This window comes from Pseudotamlana agarivorans (assembly GCF_001642835.1).
Taxonomy (GTDB): Bacteria; Bacteroidota; Bacteroidia; order Flavobacteriales; family Flavobacteriaceae; genus Pseudotamlana; species Pseudotamlana agarivorans.
Window position 1 is genome coordinate 185,941 of the sequence record NZ_LXEI01000009.1, and the last position, 20,627, is coordinate 206,567.

General features: G+C 31.5%; 17 protein-coding genes. 12 read left to right on the top strand and 5 right to left on the bottom strand.

Annotated elements, in window-relative coordinates; translation table 11 throughout:
• Window positions 1-18: 18 nt before the first annotated feature.
• Complete coding sequence (locus A6I66_RS11390; RefSeq protein ID WP_067149354.1) at window positions 19-1,239, bottom strand: HD domain-containing protein; 1,221 nt, start codon at window positions 1,237-1,239, stop codon at window positions 19-21.
• Window positions 1,240-1,279: 40 nt separating this feature from the next.
• On the opposite strand from A6I66_RS11390, the gene porX reads away from it, so the two are divergent.
• The 8 genes from porX to aroB all read left to right on the top strand — a co-directional run bounded on the left by porX (window position 1,280) and on the right by aroB (window position 8,581).
• The gene (gene porX / locus A6I66_RS11395) at window positions 1,280-2,833 is read left to right on the top strand and encodes a T9SS response regulator signal transducer PorX (protein WP_067149357.1); all 1,554 of its coding nucleotides are present in this window, start codon (window positions 1,280-1,282) and stop codon (window positions 2,831-2,833) included.
• 68 nt (window positions 2,834-2,901) lie between these two features.
• The gene (gene tsaE / locus A6I66_RS11400; RefSeq protein ID WP_067149359.1) at window positions 2,902-3,306 is read left to right on the top strand and encodes a tRNA (adenosine(37)-N6)-threonylcarbamoyltransferase complex ATPase subunit type 1 TsaE; all 405 of its coding nucleotides are present in this window, start codon (window positions 2,902-2,904) and stop codon (window positions 3,304-3,306) included.
• 48 nt (window positions 3,307-3,354) lie between these two features.
• Complete coding sequence (locus tag A6I66_RS11405; RefSeq protein ID WP_067149361.1) at window positions 3,355-3,894, top strand: hypothetical protein; 540 nt, start codon at window positions 3,355-3,357, stop codon at window positions 3,892-3,894.
• Between the two features lie 114 nt (window positions 3,895-4,008).
• Window positions 4,009-5,208: an alanine dehydrogenase gene (locus tag A6I66_RS11410; RefSeq protein ID WP_067149363.1), complete on the top strand. Its 1,200-nt coding sequence runs from the start codon at window positions 4,009-4,011 to the stop codon at window positions 5,206-5,208.
• A 34-nt stretch (window positions 5,209-5,242) separates the two neighbouring features.
• Window positions 5,243-5,617, top strand: a complete 375-nt coding sequence (locus tag A6I66_RS11415) for a DUF4258 domain-containing protein (protein ID WP_067149365.1) — start codon at window positions 5,243-5,245, stop codon at window positions 5,615-5,617.
• A 1-nt stretch (window position 5,618) separates the two neighbouring features.
• On the top strand, window positions 5,619-6,212 hold the full coding sequence (locus A6I66_RS11420) for a sugar transferase (RefSeq protein WP_157614188.1): 594 nt from the start codon (window positions 5,619-5,621) through the stop codon (window positions 6,210-6,212).
• Window positions 6,213-6,291: 79 nt separating this feature from the next.
• Complete coding sequence (locus A6I66_RS11425; protein ID WP_084399639.1) at window positions 6,292-7,365, top strand: SDR family NAD(P)-dependent oxidoreductase; 1,074 nt, start codon at window positions 6,292-6,294, stop codon at window positions 7,363-7,365.
• Between the two features lie 148 nt (window positions 7,366-7,513).
• Window positions 7,514-8,581 (top strand): 3-dehydroquinate synthase, encoded by a 1,068-nt coding sequence (gene aroB / locus A6I66_RS11430; RefSeq protein ID WP_067149369.1) that lies wholly within the window; start codon window positions 7,514-7,516, stop codon window positions 8,579-8,581.
• Window positions 8,582-8,675: 94 nt separating this feature from the next.
• On the opposite strand, the gene A6I66_RS11435 is transcribed toward aroB, so the two are convergent.
• The 4 genes from A6I66_RS11435 to A6I66_RS11450 are packed head-to-tail and all read right to left on the bottom strand — an operon-like array spanning window position 8,676 to window position 14,918.
• Entirely contained in the window at window positions 8,676-11,042 is a 2,367-nt protein-coding gene (locus A6I66_RS11435) for a GumC family protein (RefSeq protein ID WP_067149371.1), read from the bottom strand.
• Between the two features lie 2 nt (window positions 11,043-11,044).
• Complete coding sequence (locus A6I66_RS11440; protein WP_067149373.1) at window positions 11,045-11,812, bottom strand: polysaccharide biosynthesis/export family protein; 768 nt, start codon at window positions 11,810-11,812, stop codon at window positions 11,045-11,047.
• A 26-nt stretch (window positions 11,813-11,838) separates the two neighbouring features.
• Complete coding sequence (locus A6I66_RS11445) at window positions 11,839-13,791, bottom strand: polysaccharide biosynthesis protein (RefSeq protein WP_067149375.1); 1,953 nt, start codon at window positions 13,789-13,791, stop codon at window positions 11,839-11,841.
• On the bottom strand, window positions 13,788-14,918 hold the full coding sequence (locus tag A6I66_RS11450; protein ID WP_084399641.1) for an aminotransferase class I/II-fold pyridoxal phosphate-dependent enzyme: 1,131 nt from the start codon (window positions 14,916-14,918) through the stop codon (window positions 13,788-13,790). Before A6I66_RS11450 ends, A6I66_RS11445 begins: the two co-directional genes overlap by 4 nt.
• A 1,009-nt stretch (window positions 14,919-15,927) precedes the next feature.
• On the opposite strand from A6I66_RS11450, the gene A6I66_RS11455 reads away from it, so the two are divergent.
• From A6I66_RS11455 to A6I66_RS11470, 4 genes are read left to right on the top strand one after another with little or no spacing between them, the layout of a single operon-like run.
• Window positions 15,928-16,911, top strand: a complete 984-nt coding sequence (locus tag A6I66_RS11455) for an SDR family oxidoreductase (RefSeq protein ID WP_067149447.1) — start codon at window positions 15,928-15,930, stop codon at window positions 16,909-16,911.
• Window positions 16,912-16,916: 5 nt separating this feature from the next.
• Window positions 16,917-18,296: a nucleotide sugar dehydrogenase gene (locus A6I66_RS11460; protein WP_067149379.1), complete on the top strand. Its 1,380-nt coding sequence runs from the start codon at window positions 16,917-16,919 to the stop codon at window positions 18,294-18,296.
• A gap of 3 nt (window positions 18,297-18,299) precedes the next feature.
• Entirely contained in the window at window positions 18,300-19,580 is a 1,281-nt protein-coding gene (locus A6I66_RS11465; protein WP_067149381.1) for a nucleotide sugar dehydrogenase, read from the top strand.
• 15 nt (window positions 19,581-19,595) lie between these two features.
• A complete protein-coding gene (locus tag A6I66_RS11470; RefSeq protein ID WP_067149383.1) occupies window positions 19,596-20,612 on the top strand; it encodes an NAD-dependent epimerase in 1,017 nt (338 codons plus the stop codon).
• Window positions 20,613-20,627: the final 15 nt, after the last annotated feature.

Below are 20,627 nucleotides of genomic sequence, written 5' to 3' on the forward strand. Positions count from 1 at the left end.
AAAATAGAAAAAAATGTGTTAAACTTTATCCTTTGGATAACAGATATAATATTTAGTTACTGGTTTTGATAAAGCTTTTAAGTTTAATTGGTCGGAAGCCTTAACAATATCTTGAATTTTTCCTGATTTATGCAAAATATTAATCTGCTTATCTTTTATTTGATAAGCTTGGTTTGAAATCTGCCCCGTAAACACAAAGTAATGTGCCTCTTCTTTAGAAATATCATAGGTTTCCATTAAACTATTCAAGCGTTTTTCAAGACTTTTATCCTTAATGTTTTTATTTCTAATTTTTATTTTAAGCAAATCTCTGTTTATAATCATTTTACACAATTCACTTAAAACGAAATCATCATGAGACTGCCACTCTTTCATGGCTGAAATGATATCAAAATCATCCAATTGAGCAAAAACGTCAAGAGTTTGTTCATCAAAATTATCCGTAGTGATTTTATTATTTAAAAAGTACATTAATGCCTTACTAGCCTTTAAATCAACACCTAAATCATGTAATTCATTAGCTCTTTTTAAAACACGAATTAATAATTGTTCGGCCACCAACCCTGTTTTATGCAGATAAACTTGCCAGTACATTAAACGCCTAGCAATTATAAATTTTTCAACGCTATAAATACCTTTTTCCTCAATAACTAATTCATCTTCAACAACATTTAGCATCGTGATTAAACGTTCGCTATTTATATTTCCTTCAGCAACACCTGTGTAAAAACTATCTCGCTTTAGATAATCGGCACGATCCATATCTAGTTGACTAGATATTAATTGATATAAAAACTTTCGAGGGTATTCTCCTTTAAAAATTTGAATAGCAAGCGTTAAACTTCCGTTAAATTCGGTATTTAAACGCTCCATGAAAAGCAGCGAAATTTCCTCATGAGAAACATTATTAACAATGGAATGTTCCATAGCATGAGAGAATGGTCCATGACCAATATCATGCAATAAAATAGCCACATAGAGTCCGTTTTCCTCCTCTTCAGAGATAGTAACCCCTTTAAAACGAAGCACGTTAACCGCCTGCTGCATCAAATGCACGCAACCAATAGCATGATGAAATCTTGTGTGGTGCGCTCCTGGGTATACCAAATACGACATACCCATTTGAGTAATCCTGCGCAATCTTTGGAAATATTTATGTTGAATTAAATCGAAAATTAGCGAATTAGGAATCGTAATAAATCCGTAAATTGGGTCGTTTAATATCTTAAGTTTATTCAAACTTTAACTTTTACAATTAAATATTTACAAATATAGCTATATGAATACAATAAAAATACTTTGGGTTGATGACGAAATTGATTTATTAAAACCTCATATTTTATTTTTAGAAAAGAAAAACTACAAAGTAACTAAATGTAAAAGTGGCTCTGAAGCTATAGATATTTTAGATGAAGAAAATTTTGATATCGTTTTTTTAGATGAAAACATGCCTGGACTTACAGGTTTAGAAACATTAAACGAAATTAAAACCAAACAAGACACCTTGCCTGTAGTAATGATTACCAAAAGTGAAGAAGAGTATATAATGGAGGAAGCTATTGGTAATAAAATTGCCGATTATCTTATAAAACCAGTAAACCCCAATCAAATTCTTCTTAGTTTAAAAAAGAACTTAGACCATTCTAGACTAGTTTCTGAAAGAACAACCTCTAACTATCAGCAAGAATTCAGGAAAATATCGATGGATTTGGCTATGGTAAATAGTTATGAAGAATGGTGTAACTTATATCAGAAATTAATTTATTGGGAGATTCAGTTGGAAGAAATTGAAGATATAGGCATGTTTGAAATTCTTGAATCTCAAAAAAATGAAGCTAATTCCTTATTTGGTAAATTTATAGAAAAAAATTACGAAGACTGGTTTACACCTAATACAGATGCGCCAACCATGTCTCACACTTTATTTAAGGACAAAATTGTTCCTGAACTTAGCAAAGCGCAACCTACCGTTTTAGTTGTTATTGATAATTTGAGATACGACCAATGGAAAGTTTTCGAACCTATAATTAACAACTATTACAAAAAAGAAAAAGAAGAGGCTTTTTATAGTATTCTCCCTACTGCGACTCAATACGCTAGAAATGCCATATTTTCTGGACTTATGCCTTCGGATATGGAAAAACTATTTCCTGATTTTTGGAAAAACGACACCGACGAAGGCGGTAAAAATTTACACGAAGCCGATTTTCTTGAAGCTCAAATGAAGCGATTAGGACTTACCGATCTTAATTATGAATACCATAAAATCACCAGTTTAAAATCCGGAAAAAAACTTGCTGAAAATTTCAAATCACTAAAAGAAAACGATTTATCAGTTATAGTTTACAATTTTGTAGATATGCTATCCCACTCTAAAACAGAGATGGAAGTTATAAAAGAACTAGCTTCAAATGATAAAGCTTACCGCTCACTTACCTTAAGTTGGTTTAAAAACTCGCCTTTGTTAGAAATGATTCAGCAAGCCAATCAACTAGGTTTCAAGTTAATTTTAACCACCGATCACGGTACGATAAATGTTAAAAACCCTTCAAAGGTTGTTGGAGATCGTGATACTAGTTTAAACTTACGTTACAAAACTGGACGTAGTTTAACCTACGATAAAAAGGAGGTGCTTGAAGCAAAAAATCCGAAAAGCCTACACCTACCTTCTATTAATATGAGTAGCTCTTTTATCTTCGCCAAAGGAGATTCTTTTTTCGCTTACCCTAATAATTACAATCATTATGTTAGTTATTTCAGGAATACCTATCAACACGGTGGCGTTTCTTTACAAGAAATGATAATTCCTTTCGTAGTTTTTAATCCGAAATAAGCTCTCATTTTCTACTTAGGTTTTAATTAAACAAATTATTAATTTTGAGCACCTAAATTTTTTGAAAATTGAAAATAACTTACGAATTATCTGAAGTTGAGCAAGTCGCTAAAGACATTATTAAGCAAGCCAAAACCAAAACCATTTTATTTTATGGAGATATGGGTGTTGGTAAAACAACATTAATTAAAAAGATCGTTGAAGTTTTAGGTAGCAAAGATGAAGTTAGCAGTCCAACTTTTTCAATTGTGAATGAATACAATTTAAAAGAAGGCAAATTATATCACTTTGATCTTTACCGTTTAAAAAGTACTGAGGAAGCATACGATTTTGGTATTGAAGATTATTTAGATTCCGGTTACTGGACATTGATTGAATGGCCTGAGAAGGTTGATATTAGTTTATTCGACGAATTTGACGAAATCCGTATTAGTTTGGATGATAATAATACAAGAACTTTAACCCTTGTTTAAGTCGGCAAACTATCTTCCTGAATTTATACACAAGGCGAAAAATGGTATATGAAAAATAGTCAGGAAAACGATAGATCTTCAAACTTTAGAAGTATTGTAAAAAAAACAGTAACAAGAGGCAGTTTAGTGGCGCTCATGATTGCTGTTACACCTTATTTATTTTATTTACATGAAAGCGTTCCAAAAGATAAAATTTGGAACACCTTTTTATTTACATACAACAGTCGATATTTTGGTGATGCTAACACAGCCATGTGGATTTTAACAGGGAAAATTATACCACTTTATTTGTTACTTATTTGGTTTTTTACTTGCCGACAATGGTGGTATCATTCATTAATTATACCGATAGCTATGTATAGCTACCAAATTCTTGGGTTTCTAAATGATGATTTAACTTATATAGATAGTTCTAGACAATTATTTGTAATTGTTCCTATAATTGCAGTGATCATTCCATCTATTTATATCGTTAGGGCAAGAATATTCAATAAGATCAATGAAGCAGATAAGTCCATTCAAGAGCTAGAAGATGAACTCAGAGTATCTCCTAAGAGTTTCTGGGGAACTATTAAAAAGTATTTCTAATTTCTAAATCAAAAACACACCAAACCTCCTTTCATTTTTAAGATTTATTTATCAAGAATCAGCACCATTATAAAATTTATTTGTAATTTGAATTTTTATTAAGCGCACCTTCTAATGGCCAAGCAATTATCACCTTTTACCAAGCAACAACTTATTCCACAGGAAGAAACTCTAGAGATTTTCAGAAAAAAAGGAGAATTATTTATAGGTATACCAAAAGAGACAGCTTTCCAAGAAAAACGAATTTGCTTAACTCCCGATGCTGTATACGCCTTAGTGAGCAATGGCCATCGTGTTTTATTAGAGTCTGGAGCAGGAAACGGAGCCAATTTTACAGATAGAGATTATAGCGAGGCTGGCGCCGAAATCACCAAAGACACGGCTAAAGTTTTTTCGTGTCCGATGATTTTAAAAGTAGAACCCCCTACTCTAGAACAAATTAAAATGATAAATCCGCAAACCATTTTAATTTCTGCACTACAATTAAAAACACAAACTAAAAAATATTTTGAAACTCTAGCTACCAAGCGTATTACAGCTTTAGCTTTTGAGTTTATTCGCGATACCGACGGTAGTTATCCTGCTGTAAAATCATTAAGTGAAATTGCTGGAACGGCTTCCGTTTTAATAGCTGCAGAGTTATTATCTGAACCTAAAAATGGTAACGGACTTATGTTTGGAAACATCAGTGGTGTGCCACCGCTAGAAGTCGTCATTTTAGGCGCTGGAACTGTTGGTGAATTTGCTGCTAGAAGCGCTCTTGGACTAGGTGCTGGTGTGAAAGTATTTGATAATTCTATCACCAAACTACGTCGTATTCAAACGCATTTGGGTCGACCTATATTTACCTCTACCATTCAACCTAAAAATTTAGCCAAAGCTTTAAAACGATGTGATGTCCTTATTGGAGCCGTTCGTGGTTCAAACAGAGCGCCAATTGTCGTTACAGAAACCATGGTTGAATCTATGAAAAAAGGCGCGATTATTATTGATGTAAGCATCGATATGGGTGGCTGTATTGATACTAGTGAAGTAACATCCCACAAGCAACCTACATTCCTTAAACATGATGTTGTTCATTATTGTGTACCAAATATCCCCGCACGTTATCCGAGAACAGCTTCCGTTTCGATAAGTAATATTTTTACACCATATCTTCTAAAAATTGCCGAAGATGGCGGTATAGAAAATTCTTTAAGATTAGATCGAGGTTTAAAAAATGGGTTGTACTTTTACCACGGAATTTTAACAAGCAAATCTGTTGGTGAATGGTACGATTTAAAATATAGCGATATAAACTTGCTTATATTTTAAAAGTTCACCCATTTATTGTTCTCAACTCTTTTAAATGAAACTTATTCAACGTATTGGCTACTACTTAGGTGGCTTCTCTTTAGGCTTAATAATCTTAGCTTTTTTTTTAAGCGGCAAAAAAACATCTTGTAGCTATGGACCGGATGCTAGAGTATTAAAAAATATAAATTCAAAGAAAATCATATATAGTCCAGAGGTTAAGCAATCCATTAATGATAAGTATACCGACTCCTCTGAAATTTCTACAATCTTAAAAAAAGGCGATATCAACTTCTCCGACAGTAATCCCAGACAAGCACCTTGTGGAATTTATAGTATTGAAGGAGAACACAAGAACAGAAATATTCAGCTAACCGTTGAAAACTGTGATAGTATAGCCACCATAAAAAGCTTTAAAATAAACTCGTAGTATGATAAAACGATGTTTTGATTTTGTTTTTGCTTTAATTGGGCTTGTTTTTCTTTCACCTTTCTTTGTTATTATTATCATTCTTATTAAGTTCGATTCTCCAGGTCCAGTTTTATTTATTCAAAAACGTGTTGGAAAAAACAACATAGATTTCAATATCTATAAATTTAGAACCATGCGTGTTATATCAGACAATAAAGGTTTACTGACTATAGGTAACCATGATTCTCGAATTACCAAAGCCGGTTATATTTTAAGACGCTATAAAATTGATGAGTTTCCTCAATTAATTAATATCATTAAAGGTGATATGAGTTTTGTTGGGCCAAGACCAGAATTACGCCATTATGTGAATTATTATAATGAAGATGATATGAAAATTTTTCAAGTTAGACCTGGAATCACTGGGCTTGCTTCGTTAAAGTACAGAAATGAAGTGGAATTATTGAAAAATGCAGACGACCCAGAAAAATTTTTCATTGAAACTATAATTCCAGATAAATTAAAATATAATAAAGAATACATTAAAAAGCGTAACTTTTTTTTAGATTTAAAACTTATTGGATTAACCATCATACAGGTTATTACAAAATAAAGTTTCTATAGGCGGAATAATCTCCGATCTCTGTGGAAGTTCAATTCAAAACACCTATATTTCGTCAAAGAAAGCTCCAATGAACCCATCTACTGCTAAAATTATAGATGACTTATTATCTGATTCCGGTCTATTTTCATTCATGAAAACGGCTGCTAACAGGAACGAGTGTTTCGATTTTTCTAGAGACATTATTTTAATCACTGGAGCTGCTGGAACCATTGGTAGTGAACTTACCAAACAATTGGTTGCAGGTAAATTCAAAAAAATTATTTTAGTTGATTTTGCCGAATCACCTTTATATAACTTGATTAAAAACCTTGAATTTGAAAACACAACAGATATCGTTTTCAAACTCTTAGACATAACTGATAAATCGGCTATAGAATCTTTATTTTCTTTGTATAATCCTACCCTTATTTTTCATGCTGCTGCATACAAACATGTACCGTTAATGGAAGAAAACCCATATAAAGCGGTTAAAAACAATATTTTAGGAACAAAACTTTTAGCTGATTTATCAATAGCTTATCAAGTGAAAAAATTTGTTTTTGTATCAACAGATAAAGCTGTAAAACCTATAAATGTTATGGGGATGTCGAAACGTATCAGCGAAGATTATCTCAATCATTTAAATACAGTTTCAGGAACTACTTTTATCACTACCCGATTTGGAAATATTATGGGATCCAATGGTTCTGTAATTCCCTTATTAAAAACTCAAATTGAATCAGGCAAAAACATCACATTAACAAATACCAAAGTTTCAAGATACTTTATAAGCAAACAAAAAGCTTGTCACCTTATATTAAAAATTAGTGCTAAAATATCACCTTCAGGTAACACTTTTACTTTTAACATGGGAGATCCCATTAAAATAAAAGATATCGTAGAGCGCTTATTATTTAATTACAACAAAGTACATGAAGCTTCTAACATTAAAGTAACCAAGTTACGTGTAGGCGAAAAACTTACGGAAGATTTAGTAACAGATTATGAGCAGTTAATCCTAACAGATATTCAAGATGTTTATTTAGTTGAAACTGATAATAACAATAGTAGCACATCGAAAATCAACTATAAAAATTTGGAATCTATAACACCAAATGATACGCCCGAATACATTAAATCAATATTATTAAACTTTCTTTAATCATACCTTGGCTTAGTTTAATCGCTTTATATGCACCAAACTAGCACCTCACTTTAAAGACAAAAATTAAATCAAAGAAATTAGCTCTTGATTATAATTTTATACAAAAACTCCTTAATTTCACGGCTTCTAAATTATAACACATAATATGAACTCTATTGAAGCCAATGATAGTCTTATTCATTTTAATGAAACGTGCTATTCATCCTTAAACGAATATTTAGCCAAAAAGAATTTTTCTAAAATTTTTATCCTAGTTGATGAAAATACACATCAATACTGTTTACCTATTTTTTTAGAAAAATTACAAACAGAGGTTACTATTGAAATCATTGAGATTGAATCTGGAGAGATTAATAAAAACATAGACACCTGTGTTGGCGTATGGAATACCTTATCTGATTTAGATGCTGATAGAAAAAGTTTAATGATAAATATTGGTGGTGGCGTTATTACCGATTTAGGCGGATTTGTAGCTTGCACATTTAAACGTGGAATTGCTTATGTGAATGTGCCTACTACATTACTATCTATGGTTGACGCCTCGGTTGGAGGAAAAACAGGTGTAGATTTAGGTTCCTTAAAAAATCAAATTGGTGTAATAAGTAATGCCGATTTAGTTTTAATAGATACCAAATACCTCGACACCTTACCTAAAAATGAAATGCGTTCAGGATTAGCAGAAATGCTAAAGCATGGCCTTATTACAGGGGAATCGTATTGGAGTAATTTTGAAGATTTATCTAAACTTTCTTTAAATGATTTAGATCGATTAATTTACGAATCGGTTGAAATTAAAAAGAATGTTGTAGAAATCGACCCATTTGAAAATGGATTAAGAAAAACCTTAAATTACGGACATACGCTTGGGCATGCTATTGAATCGTATTTTTTAAGCAACCCTACCAAAATCACTTTATTACATGGCGAAGCTGTTGTAATAGGTATGATATTAGCATGTTACATTTCTACCGAACTCACAGGCTTTCCGAAAGAAAAAACAGAAGCTATTAAAAAACTATTTACAGGGTATTATGGTAAAGTTGATATTGACAAACAAGAATACGCTCCTATTATAGAATTACTGAAGTACGATAAGAAGAACACTCACGGTAATATTAATTTTGTATTACTAGAAGATATTGGGAAAACAAAAATAGATTGTTTAGTTGAAGAAGAGACGATTATAGATGCCTTTAATTTTTACGCCAGTTAAAATTAATTGTCTTCATAACTATTAAATAAAAAAGAGGTTTAAGTTAAAATACTTAAACCTCTTTTTTGTTTTGAGTTTTTCCAAATTCAAAATTTCACACCTTTTTCTTCTTTCGTTTAAAAAAGCCTTTCTTTTCTGGAGCACCATAGTAGCCATACTTTGCTCCATATCCAAAATTGGATTCTTTTACATCGTTAACCACAAGCATCATGTGATTTAATTTATTTGATTGATGTAATTCTGAAGCAAAGTTTAAAATACGTTTTTCTGTATAACCCGCTCTTGTAACATAGATGGTGTGTCCTGAGTATTTATGCATCAATAACGTATCTGTCACTAGCATTGACGGTGCGGTATCTACGACTACATAATCGTAGTTTTCCGAAACCGTATCGAATAAAGTTTCAAGCCTTTGATCCATTAGTAATTCCGCTGGATTTGGAGGGATTTGTCCAGATAATAAAATATCTAATTTAATTCCATTGACTTCTCTAGATGAAATGACATCCTCCAATTGTATAGTATAATCAGCTAAATATTCAGATAAACCTGTTACTTCTCTTTCGTCTGAAGCATCTTTTTTGATTGCCGAAAATATTTGAGGATTTCTTAAATCGGTTCCAACCAGCAGAACCTTTTTTCCTGTATTTGTTAAAGTTAAAGCCGTATTTAAACTTACAAATGATTTTCCTTCTCCATTAATCGTCGAGGTAACGAAAATAACATTTTGGTATTTTGAAGGTTTGGTATCCCGCTTCAAAAACTCAAAATTTGTCCTAATAATTCTAAATGATTCAGATAAAATCGAACGATCGTTATATGTAATCAACTTATCTGAATTATTGCTTATATGCGGAACTTCACCTAATACAGTCATGCTTTTAATTTCATTTTCTAAATCTTCTTTGTTATGGATTTTTGTATCTAACAAATCCGTGATATAGATAAACATAAATGGTATCAATAACCCCATAAAAAGCGCTCCAAAATATAGGACCCTTCCATTGGTATTGATAGCTCCAACACTATATGCTGGGTCAATAGTTTTTGATATAGGCAGGGATGTTGTTTGTGAAATTTCTGCCTCTTCTCTCTTTTCTAGAAGGTATAAATAAATTTGTTCCTTAATATATTGTCTTCTCTCAATAGACATTAATCTACTTTCCTGACGTGGAATTGATGAGAACTTTGAATTGATCTCACTTTGCTGATTTTGTATGCTGTTAATCTGTATATTTAAAGTGTGAATGCTATTGTTAATGGTTCCTAATAAATTTGATTTAAGTGAATTTATATTTTGGGTTAACTCAATAACTACAGAATTATTTTCACCAGCACTTTTTAATAATATTTTTCTTCTCTCCAATAATTCATTATACTTCAACACCAATCCAGATAATGCACTATCACTTCCTAAATTAGAAGGCAAACTCTCCATACTTGCATTTTGAAGCGTTTTCTTAACATAATTTAGCATATTTAATTGAGTCTTGAGCTCTTGCATACGTGCCTCATTAGTTAAACTAGAGGTAGATAAATTCACGCTTCCGCTAGAAATATCGACCATTTTATTTGATGCTTTAAATCGAACTATACTATCTTCAACATTACTTAAATCACGAGCTATATTATTTACTCTTTCATTAATAAAATTTGCAGTATTTAGAGCTCTTTTTTGGTTTATTCTCTCGGCAGATAAATTATATTGATTAATTAATTCATTAATTATATCTATTGCTTTAGACACATTCCTATCATTTAAATATATATCTAAAACTTTTGAAGTATTACCATCTGAAGGAAAGATTCCTATACTATTTTTCAAGTATTTTGCTTGTCTTTCTACAGACGTAATCTCAACTCTAATTGGGGATCCAACTATGTTTTCCGTTTTTCCCTCAATCGGTAGTATTTGAATTTCACCAAAAGGTGAATTAATTAAGTCTCCAAAAACATGTACAGTAGGTTCATCCCCTTTATAAACTTTATATTCAAATTTATTATTGGATAAAATATTTATGTAAATAATTCCATCGGTGTTATTAATTATAGAATCTGATTCACTAAAAACAATCTCAAAAGGTACATTTTTATAAAGCTCAGAATCATTCAATCTACCTTCTTTGAAATATTGAATATTCAAACCCAATTTCATAATTATAGCCTTAATAGATTCCCTCGACTTTATAACCTGTATTTCATCTTCAACTTGTGAATCGCCGCTAGATGAAAGCACAGATAGATCATTGAGTAACTCTTTACCCGAACCTTTTTCATCTGTCAACATTATTTTTGCTGTTGCAGAATAAATAGGCACCTCATATCTTTTCTTTAAATATGCAAGAGATAATAAAATGGCACAGCTAAGAAGAAACCACACCCAGCGTTTCGTATAGTTATTTATAGTTTTTCTTAAATCAAAACTTTTGTGACTATTGTTGCTATTTTGAATTAATCCCATAACTATCTGTTTATTAAAAGTCCAAGCGTTATTGCTAAACCTAATAATGAAGCAAATAATCCTATTCTTGCATCTCCAGAACCTGCACTAACTCCTTTCGTGTTAGGCTGAACATAAACGACATCGTTTTGTGTTAAAAAATACACTGGTGAATTAAAAATCTCTTTACTTGTTAGGTCTATTCTAGTGTAAGTTTTTGTACCATTAAAATCTCTAATAACCAAAACATTCTCTCGTCTTCCTGTTATTCCCAAATCTCCAGCACTAGCAATTGCTTCTAGTATAGTAATACGTTCTCCGGATATCTCATACACTCCAGGACTATTTACTTGACCAAGTACAGAAATTCTAAAGTTTTTAATTCTAATAATAACAACTGGATCTTTAAGTAATTTACCTTCAGAAAATTTTTTCTTAAAAACATCTTTAGCTTCTTCAATAGTTAATCCTCGCAATTTAATCTTACCTAACACGGGGTAATCAATATTTCCATCAGAATCAATCAAATAATCTATTGCTGTATTCACACTCCCTGTTGATTCTACAAGGTTATACGGTTGAGCTACAGTCAAATCAAGTGTTGAAATAAAAATATTTAAAATATCACCAGTTTTAAGTTTAGCTTTAAACGTATCAGTATCTACAATAGTTTCTGAATCCTTAGCGTTTTGAAAATAAACAACGTCTTTTTTCGTAGTACAAGAAGTAATACTGATTAAAACTAATAATAGAGCAAAGACTAATTTAATTTTAGGTATACATATTTTCATATTATAATAGTTTGGGGCACAAATTTTTATAAGTTCGTATAGGTTTTTACGGCACCACTATTTATAAGCCTTTTAGCTTTTTTATAATGTTCCTCTTGTTTATCAAACCTTTCATAATCAGAGTTATTCGATTTATATTCTGGAATTAAATTCTTCATCTTAATAACAATATTGTTATTTTGAAAACGATTGATTTCACATAATTCTTCGATTTCTGATTTAACCTTAGCATAATTCAAATTTCTAGTTTTACTAATCAAAATTTTCTTATGATATGTTGATAGCGTATTTTCACCATTAGCTAATAATTCTTCATATAATTTTTCACCAGGTCTTAGTCCGGTTATCTTAATATCAATATCCTCAGGATATCTTAATCCTGATAATTTGATCATATTTTTAGCTAAATCAAATATTTTTACCGACTCACCCATGTCGAAAATAAATATTTCTCCACCTTTACCCATAGACCCAGCTTCAAGCACTAATTGTGAGGCTTCTGGTATAGTCATAAAATAACGGGTAATATCTTGATGCGTTAAGGTTAAAGGACCACCATTTTCAATTTGTTTTTTGAATAACGGTATAACCGATCCATTAGATCCTAGAACATTTCCAAATCGAGTGGTAATAAACTTAGTTTTACTCTCTTTTTGCAAACAACTAATGTACATCTCTGCCATTCGTTTTGTGGCCCCCATGACACTAGTTGGATTAACCGCTTTATCAGTAGATATAAAAACAAATTTTTTAACATTATAATCTGACGCTGTATCTGCTAGAAGTTTAGTTCCATTAACATTTACCTTAATAGCTTCATAAGGTGTTTGTTCCATTAATGGCACATGCTTATAAGCTGCCGCATGGAATACCATAGTTGGTTTATGCTTCTGAAAAATAGAATCCAACCTTAAACCATCTCTAATATCTGCAACAATCGCAACAAAATTATGCTTTCCGGCTCTATTTAAATCCTGTTGAACTTCATATAATGGGGACTCCGCTTGGTCTACTAAAATTAATTCTTTTACATTGAAATTTGATAACTGCTTTACTAACTCACTACCTATTGAACCAGCAGCTCCAGTAACAATTACAGTTTCTCCATTAAATTCATCTACAAGTTTTGGATTATCAATTTCAATTGGAGCACGACCTAACAAGTCTTCAATTTGTACTTGTTTTATTTGCTTAGTACTTAATTCTCCATTAATCCATTGTTCAATTGGAGGAACCTTAGTAATTTTTACATCAGAATCAATTAGCTTTTCTACTAACAACATGAGTTTGTCAGTACTTAATGATTGTGATGCCACAACTATTTCATCAATATTATTTAATTCTATATAATCATTGGTTATGATAGATCCTTTTAGAATAGGAATTCCATTAATTTTATTGCCACTCTTCTTTGGGTTATCATCGATAAAAGCCACAATATGAAATGCACTATTAGGGTTACTAACCAATGCATTGTAAGTTACAATACCTGAATCTGCTGCTCCATAAATCAAAACACGTTTCCCAATTGTTAGGTTGCAACTCAAATATTTAAATCCTATTTTAAAAACAAGCCTACTTGCTGCAAGCATAACAAAGCTTAAAAGCGCATGCATGACAATAATAGAAAGCGGAATAGTAAAACTAGGCATAACACCAGTTGTTCTGTTAATAAAAACTAACATTACACAAAAACTAGCCATTAACATTATCGATTTAAACAAATTAATAACATCAGTAAAACCAGTATGCCTAATAACACTTTTAAAAGAACCTACTATTAAAAAACTTAAAGAGGCTACCACTAAAATAAATGGTAATTGTATTAAAAGATGCTCTATATCAAAATTTAATGTAAAATTAAATCGAATAAAATAAACGGCTAAAAACGTTAACAACACTAATGTTAAGTCGATGCCAAAAACAAGCCATTTAGAGGCGTATTTATGAGAAAGGAGAGATGCGTAATTCTTAATCATAATATTTGGTTTTTTAAAATAATCCCCATAATTCTATTTAAATCCTCTTGACTTAAATTAGAACTACTAGGTAAACAAAGACCTTTATTAAATAAATCTTCGGATACCCCATTTGTAAAATGTAAATAATCCTTATAGACAGGTTGTAAATGCATAGGCTTCCACAGAGGCCTAGACTCAATATCATCTTCAAGCAAAGCCAATCTTATTTGTTCTCTTTGAGCAAATGAATTCGTTTTTATACAGGTTAGCCATCTGTTAGAAAAAACACCTTCACCTTCTTCTTGAAATTCGATTGAATTGAACTTATCTAAATTTGTTTTATAGAACTCAAAATTATTTCGTCTAGCTTTAACACGGTCATCAAGAACTTCCATTTGTCCCCTACCTATACCAGCTAAAACATTACTCATTCTATAATTAAATCCTATTGTAGAGTGTTCATAATGCGGAGCGTTATCACGAGCTTGTGTAGACAGAAAAACAGCTTTATCTTTTTCTTCCTTGGTATTAACAATCATAGCACCCCCACCTGAAGTTGTGATTATTTTATTTCCGTTAAAGGATAAAATCCCTATATCTGAAAATGTCCCACAAGCTTGGTCAAAATAGGTACTTCCTAAGGCTTCTGCACTGTCTTCTATTACAGGAATACCATATTTACTAGCAATAGCATTAATACCTTTTACCTTGTATGGCATACCATATAAATGAACCGCTATGATCGCTTTTGGTTTTTTATATTTTTGAATTCTATCTTTAATAGCAATTTCTAATAATTTAGGACACATGTTCCAAGTTTCCTTCTCGCTATCTATAAATACAGGAGTTGCACCTTGATACATAATAGGATTTGCAGAGGCAGAAAAAGTGAAAGTTTGACATAAAACCTCATCACCTCTAGAAACTCCTAATAACTCTAGAGCTAAATGAATAGATGCTGTTCCTGAACTTAAAACTGCGACCTCCTTCTTGTTTCCTAGATATGATTTTAAATCGTTCTCGAAACCATTAACGTTTGGTCCTAATGGTGCAATCCAATTAGTATCAAAAGCATCAGCAACAAATTTTTGTTCTGAGCCTCCCATATGAGGAGATGATAAATATATTTTCGTTTTTGTTAACATTAATAGCTAATATTCAATATTAATTTCCATTCATTTATTTCCATAACATACCAGTCACAGTAAATTTTAAACTTATGTGAATTTGATAAAATAAAAAAAAGTGATTGAACCCCCTCATTTATAAAACATCAAATCTCAAATTCATTTCTAGCATTAATTGTACTTTAAGAATAAAAAACTTTTAATCATGTGTTGTTAATATCCATGATTTCCTTGAGAGTTTAAAATATCTGTTTTTTAAAAATCATTTAATACAATTAAACTAATGTGCTATTAATCAATCTAATTTTGAATTTTACAATGTAAATTTAGCAATTGTTTTAATGCACTACCCTTTCAATTTACTTATTTCGCTAAAAGCATAATTATAATCGGTTAACTACATTTTTAATTTTTTATAACTGAAAAAAAAGTTATTTAACGACATATCACAACCTTGTTTTTCATCAATAACTGAAAACAAAAAGGAACTTTTAGATTAACGTATATATCATGTTTACATAAATTAAAACATCTATAGATAGTTAATACTTTAAAATCATTATTCACTAATAACCTAAATAAGCTTCTTTTATTTACACCGTATTCGCACCTTATAAAAGGTTAAAAAACGTTAAAACACCAATACTGCAACCTGCTTGATTACCATACAACAAAAGGATTAAATTATAATTTATCTTTTTTAATTAAAAGCTCTTTATTTATTAAGGAAATAATTATAAAGGAAGAAAGATGTTTTAATTATTCATTACCGAATTTACGATATGAATGACAGAGTAATTAAATTTACCTATTAATCATAAATACCAAAAACAGATAAGGCTTTAAGGTAATTGGAATTACTATGTTCAATAAATATGTCTCGTCCTAATACTGTTTTTACCGATTAAAGTATCATCAGTTTATTTATGGTCAGTTTATCGTTAAAAACACTTACTTAGTATAATAATATCTTGTAGTAAAATATTTTTTTTCATATTTGTTCGAGTTATCAAAAAAAACCAAATTAATGTTTAAAAACCTACAGAATAAAACTGTTTTAGTTACAGGTGGTGCGGGATTTATAGGGTCTAATCTTTGTGAAATACTACTTTCTAACCAAATCAAAACAGTTTGTTTAGATAATTTTTCTACTGGCAAAAAAGAAAACATCTCCCCTTTTTTAAGTAATAGTCTTTTTACCTTAATTGAAGGCGATATCCGCAACCTTGAAGATTGCCATAAAGCCTGTAAAAATGTAGATTATATTTTACATGAAGCTGCTTTGGGTTCTGTACCAAGGTCAATTAATGATCCTATTACTACCAATGATGTTAATGTCTCTGGTTTCTTAAACATGCTTGTTGCAGCACGTGATGCAAAAGTAAAACGATTTGTGTATGCAGCTAGTTCATCAACTTACGGCGACCATGAAGCTTTACCTAAAGTAGAGGATGTGATAGGTAAGCCTCTATCTCCTTATGCCATTACTAAATATGTAAATGAATTATACGCTGATATTTTTCAAAAAACTTACGGTTTAGATACCATCGGTTTACGCTACTTCAATGTATTCGGAAAACGACAAGATCCTGATGGTGCTTATGCTGCTGTAATTCCATTATTTGTTAAACAATTCCTTAATCATGAATCTCCTATTATTAATGGAGATGGTAGTTATTCTAGAGATTTCACTTTTATAGATAATGTTATTCAAATGAATATTCTATCGCTAACTACATCAAACCAAGAAGCCTTGAATACGGTATATAATGTAGCCTATGGCGACCGGACTACGCTTTTGGAATTAGCAGAACTTTTAAAAAGGCATTTAGGGAAATTTGACAAATCAATTAATGATATTGAAATAAAACATCGTGAAAATCGAGCTGGAGATATCCCCCACTCCTTAGCTTCGATTGAAAAGGCGAAAAAACTATTAAAATACAACCCCAAATTTAATATTGATGAGGGCCTAAAAGAAGCCGTAAATTGGTATTGGAATAACTTATAATAAACATGAAAATAAACAAAATTTGTTGCATTGGCGCTGGTTATGTAGGAGGTCCGACTATGGCTATTATAGCTAAAAAAAATCCTAATATTCGAGTCACTATAGTAGATATCAATGAAGAACGTATTGCCGCTTGGAATAATAGTGATGTTTCTAAACTGCCTATATACGAACCTGGATTAGCCGAAATAGTTGAAGAAACACGAGGGAAAAATCTGTTTTTCTCTACCGAAATAGACAAAGCTATTGATGAATCTGAAATGATTTTTATATCAGTAAATACACCCACCAAAACCTATGGTAAAGGAAAGGGTATGGCAGCAGATTTGAAGTACGTAGAGCTTTGTGCCAGAAATATCGCTAAAGTTGCTAAAACTGACAAAATTGTTGTTGAAAAATCAACCTTACCAGTAAGGACTGCACAAGCCATTAAAAGCATTTTGAAAAATACGGGTAGCGATGTAAATTTTAATATTTTATCCAACCCAGAGTTTTTAGCTGAAGGAACAGCGGTTCAAGATTTATTAAACCCTGATCGAGTACTTATTGGAGGCGAATCAGACGAAGCGATTGATAGTTTAGCTAACATTTATGGAAGTTGGGTTCCAGAAGATAAAATATTAAGGACAAATGTTTGGTCTTCAGAATTATCAAAACTTACTGCCAACGCTTTTTTAGCACAACGTGTATCTTCAATTAATGCGATTTCAGAATTATGTGAACACACCGAAGCCGATGTTAATGAAGTGGCAAAAGCCATTGGAATGGATTCAAGAATAGGTCCTAAATTTTTACAAGCCTCAATTGGCTTTGGAGGCTCTTGTTTCCAGAAGGATATTCTAAACCTTGTTTACATAGCGAGAAGCTACAGCCTACATGAAGTTGCTGATTATTGGGAACAAGTAGTTATTTTAAATGATCACCAAAAGAGACGATTTTCAGACCATTTAATTAAAACACTTTACAATACGGTATCTGGAAAAAAAATAGCCATGCTAGGTTGGGCATTTAAAAAAGACACGAATGACACTAGGGAATCTGCAGCAATATTTGTAGCCGATCACCTATTAAATGAGCAAGCCGAAATAGTCGTTTACGATCCAAAAGTTTCTGAAAATAAAATTCAGTCAGATTTAAATTATTTGAACACCCGTTCAGTAGAAGAAAACAAGCAACTCCTAACATCGACAAATTCACCATATGAAGCTATAGATGACGCGCATGCTATAGCTATAATGACCGAATGGGATGAGTTTAAGTCCTATGATTGGGAAAAGATATACGGACAGATGAAAAAACCTGCTTTTATTTTTGACGGAAGAAACATCTTAGATAAGGCAAAAATGAACGAAATTGGTTTCGAATATTATTCAATAGGTAAATAAATTATGAGTAAAGATAAAATTGCAGTAATTGGGCTTGGATATGTAGGATTACCACTAGCACGCCTGTTTGCAACTAAATATAATGTTGTTGGTTTTGACATTAATCAAAATCGTATTGATGAACTTTCTCAAGGAAATGACTCTACTTTAGAAGTTAGTTCTGAAACGTTGAAAGCTGTTTTAAAAACTGAAATCAATGATGAAAACGGACTCTATTTTTCAGCAAATTTAGAGGATTTAAAAACATGTAATTATTATATCATTACTGTTCCTACACCAATTGATAAAAACAACAGACCCGACTTAACACCTTTATATAAATCTAGTGAAACGGTTGCGCAAGTATTAAAAAAAGGCGACATCGTGATATACGAATCAACCGTATACCCTGGTGTTACTGAAGACGAATGTGTCCCTGTTCTTGAAAAAATTAGTGGATTGAAATTCAATCATGATTTTTATGCAGGTTACTCCCCAGAACGTATTAATCCTGGAGATAAATTACATACTGTTGATAAAATTTTGAAAGTTACCGCAGGATCAACGCCTGAAATAGGAAAAAAAGTGGATGCGCTGTATGCAAGCATTATAACTGCTGGCACCCACCTTGCTCCTACTATAAAAGTAGCTGAAGCTGCTAAAGTGATAGAAAATTCGCAACGCGATATCAATATAGCTTTTGTAAACGAGTTAGCTAAAATATTCAACCTTATGGATATTGATACGCATTCGGTTTTAGAAGCTGCAAGTACCAAGTGGAATTTTTTACCATTTAAACCTGGTTTGGTCGGAGGTCATTGTATTGGTGTAGATCCTTATTATTTGGCTCAAAAGGCTCAAGAAGTTGGATACCATCCAGAAATCATCTTAGCAGGAAGACGTGTAAACGACAGTATGGGGCAATATGTAGCATCTGAAATCATTAAGTTACTCGTTAAAAAGGACATACGTATAAAAGAAGCTAAAATTCTCGTATTAGGTATAACATTTAAAGAAAATTGTCCTGATGTTAGAAATACTAAAGCTGTTGATGTAATTAATCAGCTTAAAGGTTATGGAACACACATTACTATTTATGATCCTTGGGCAAATTCTGAGGAAGTAGAACATGAATATAAATTAAAAACAATAAAACAACTACCTAATGACACCTTTGACGCTGTGGTACTAACCGTGGCTCATAATGAATTCCTCAAAGAAAACTTAAGATCATTATTAAATCCAAATGGTATTTTATATGATGTAAAAGGCGTGTTAACGGAAAATATAGACGGTAGATTATAACTTAGTTAATAAATTATGAAAATATTAGTAACAGGAGCAGCGGGGTTTATTGGCTTTCATGTAGTAAAACAGTTATTAGATTTAGGTCATAACGTTGTTGGAATCGATAATTTAAACGATTACTACGATGTTAATTTAAAATATGCTCGTTTAAATGAACTTGGAATATCAAAAGATGATTCTAAAACATTTGTAAACGTTGTTTCAAGTAAAAAAGCAAATTACAATTTTAAATTTATTAGAGTCAATTTAGAAGATAAGGTAGAATTACCAAAAATTTTCAAAAAAGAAAAATTTGATATTGTTTGTAATCTGGCAGCACAGGCTGGTGTTCGATATAGCATAGAGAATCCTACGGCTTATATAGATAGCAATATCGTAGGATTTTTAAACCTTTTAGAATGTTGCAGAGGTTATAAGATCAAACATTTAGTTTATGCAAGTAGCTCTAGTGTTTATGGTCTTAATAAAAGTATTCCGTTTGCTACTCAAGATAAAGCAGACACCCCTATTAGTTTATACGCAGCTTCAAAAAAGTCAAATGAATTAATGGCACACACTTATAGCTATTTATTTAATATTCCTACAACTGGCCTACGCTTTTTTACCGTTTATGGCCCTTGGGGAAGACCTGACATGGCCATGTATTTATTTACAGATGCGATTGTAAATAATCAACCTATAAAGGTTTTTAATAACGGTAATATGGAAAGGGATTTTACATATATCGATGATATTGTAAACGGTGTTGTTAAGGTTATTGAAACCCCTATAAAAAACCGACTATATAAATTATATAATATAGGAAATAATAATTCTGTAAAGCTTCTAGATTTTATTAGCGAAATAGAATTAAACCTAAATAAAAAAGCTGAAAAGATCATGCTGCCTATGCAACCTGGTGATGTCCAAAAAACTTGGGCGAATGTTGATGAGTTAATAAAAGATTATAACTACAGCCCTAATACAACTATTAAGGTTGGTGTTAAATCATTTGTCGATTGGTTTAATGCCTATTATTATAACAAGTAATTCGATTAAATCCAA

Excerpts from the sequence above, each read along its gene's own strand:
- porX (WP_067149357.1), top strand. The coding sequence starts at position 1,280 with ATGAATACAATAAAAATACTTTGGGTTGATGACGAAATTGATTTATTA.
- A6I66_RS11405 (WP_067149361.1), top strand. The coding sequence starts at position 3,355 with ATGAAAAATAGTCAGGAAAACGATAGATCTTCAAACTTTAGAAGTATT.
- A6I66_RS11410 (WP_067149363.1), top strand. The coding sequence starts at position 4,009 with ATGGCCAAGCAATTATCACCTTTTACCAAGCAACAACTTATTCCACAG.
- A6I66_RS11415 (WP_067149365.1), top strand. The coding sequence starts at position 5,243 with ATGAAACTTATTCAACGTATTGGCTACTACTTAGGTGGCTTCTCTTTA.
- A6I66_RS11420 (WP_157614188.1), top strand. The coding sequence starts at position 5,619 with ATGATAAAACGATGTTTTGATTTTGTTTTTGCTTTAATTGGGCTTGTT.
- A6I66_RS11425 (WP_084399639.1), top strand. The coding sequence starts at position 6,292 with ATGAACCCATCTACTGCTAAAATTATAGATGACTTATTATCTGATTCC.
- aroB (WP_067149369.1), top strand. The coding sequence starts at position 7,514 with ATGAACTCTATTGAAGCCAATGATAGTCTTATTCATTTTAATGAAACG.
- A6I66_RS11435 (WP_067149371.1), bottom strand. The coding sequence starts at position 11,042 with ATGGGATTAATTCAAAATAGCAACAATAGTCACAAAAGTTTTGATTTA.
- A6I66_RS11440 (WP_067149373.1), bottom strand. The coding sequence starts at position 11,812 with ATGAAAATATGTATACCTAAAATTAAATTAGTCTTTGCTCTATTATTA.
- A6I66_RS11445 (WP_067149375.1), bottom strand. The coding sequence starts at position 13,791 with ATGATTAAGAATTACGCATCTCTCCTTTCTCATAAATACGCCTCTAAA.
- A6I66_RS11450 (WP_084399641.1), bottom strand. The coding sequence starts at position 14,918 with ATGTTAACAAAAACGAAAATATATTTATCATCTCCTCATATGGGAGGC.
- A6I66_RS11455 (WP_067149447.1), top strand. The coding sequence starts at position 15,928 with ATGTTTAAAAACCTACAGAATAAAACTGTTTTAGTTACAGGTGGTGCG.
- A6I66_RS11460 (WP_067149379.1), top strand. The coding sequence starts at position 16,917 with ATGAAAATAAACAAAATTTGTTGCATTGGCGCTGGTTATGTAGGAGGT.
- A6I66_RS11465 (WP_067149381.1), top strand. The coding sequence starts at position 18,300 with ATGAGTAAAGATAAAATTGCAGTAATTGGGCTTGGATATGTAGGATTA.
- A6I66_RS11470 (WP_067149383.1), top strand. The coding sequence starts at position 19,596 with ATGAAAATATTAGTAACAGGAGCAGCGGGGTTTATTGGCTTTCATGTA.